Genomic DNA, 1487 nt, shown 5'->3' with positions numbered 1-1487 from the left:
ACCCCGGACGACGGCGGCTCCGGGCACGACGACAACGGAAACGGCCACGACGACACCAACGGACACGACGACAACGGTCACGACGACAACGGCCATGGCTCGGGCCATGACGACAACGGCAACGACGACAAGTAGCGAGAGCTAGCGTCGAAGACGAGGCCGTGGTGCGGGCCGCCGTCCCTCAGGGGCGGCGCCCCGCGTCGTTCCCTCCGCTACAGCAGCCCGTCCCACATCTGCTCCAGCAGCACCGCCCACCAGTTCTCCGGCGAGGACAGCGCCGCCGGGTCCAGAGCGGCGAGCTGGGCCTGGAAGTCGACCGTCCAGCGGCCCGCCTGCTCGGGGTTGAGCCCGTACCGCAGCCGCCACATCCGCCCCAGCATCGCCATGCAGCGGACGAACTCCGGCAGCCCGGTGTTGACGAACTGCGGCACCGGCGGCTGGCCGGTGGCCGGGTGCGGGGCGCCCTCCACGGGGACGGCCACGATGTGCGCCGTCCCGTACTGGACGCACAGCTGCCGGCCGAAGTCGCTGCCCATGACCAGGTACGAGCCGGCGTCCGGCGCCGGCTGCACGCCCCGCTCCATCGCCAGCTCGGCGAGGGTCGGCACGGGGCGGCCCGGCTGGGCCTGCGCCCAGAAGAACGGCCCCATGTCCAGCGGCAGCCCCGCCCACACCAGCGTCTGCGCCACCAGCGGCGGCACGCCCTGCCGGGACACCGCCCGCTCGTCGAAGCGGAACACGCCCTGCGGCCCGAACGACTGGAGCAGCTCGTGCGCGATGCCCTCCACCGGGACCGGCGGGATCTGCGGCAGCATGCTCGGGTGCGGCAGCGGCACCCGGTTGGGCGCCGGGCGCGCGGGCCCGTCCGCCACCTGGTGCAGCTCGCCCTGGTGCTCGATGAGGTGGCGTACGCCCTGCTGCCGGGTGGCGTGGTCGCGGCCGTACGGGGCGGTGTGGCTGACGCGCACCTGCGGCCAGGTCTCGCGGATCATGCGGGCGCAGTAACCGCCGGGCAGATCGCAGGACTCCAGTTCGGTGTGGAGCTCCAGCACCTGCTGCGGCGGCACGTTCATGGCGCGCAGCTCGTGCAGTATCTGCCACTCCGGGTGCGGGGTGCCGGGTGCCGAGCGGCGGATGATCTGCTGCTCGGAGCCGTCGGGGGCGCGGTAGCGGAGCACGGCCATGTAGCCGGGGCCCACCATCGGCGGGCCGCCGGGCACGCCGCCGCCGTACGGGGGCGCGGGGGCCGGCCCGGGTGCGCCGTGGGCGCCGTGGGCGCCGTGGGCGCCGTGGGCGCCGTGGGCGCCCGGGAACGGCGCGGGGCCGCCAGCGGGCGCGCCGGGCGGGACCGGTGCGCCGGGGGCGGCGCCGGGGCCGGCGAGCATCGTGGCGGCGGCGTGCACCCCGCCGCCGGGCGCACCGGGCGCACCGGGGGTTACGGGGGCGCCACCGGGCGCGCCGGGTGTTCCGGGAGCGGCGCCCGCGCC

The 1487-nt window shown here is 76.5% G+C and carries 1 protein-coding gene; it reads right to left on the bottom strand.

Annotated features, from left to right (window positions below; genetic code table 11):
• Positions 1 to 212 precede the first annotated feature (212 nt).
• Positions 213 to 1487 (bottom strand): SUKH-4 family immunity protein (locus ACSNOD_RS31065; RefSeq protein WP_436770417.1); only part of this gene is annotated, 1275 nt, incomplete at its 5' end.

This window comes from Streptomyces sp. URMC 123 (assembly GCF_051386515.1).
In the GTDB taxonomy this organism is placed as follows: Bacteria; Actinomycetota; Actinomycetes; order Streptomycetales; family Streptomycetaceae; genus Streptomyces.
This window is presented reverse-complemented; position numbering and strand designations above follow the sequence as displayed.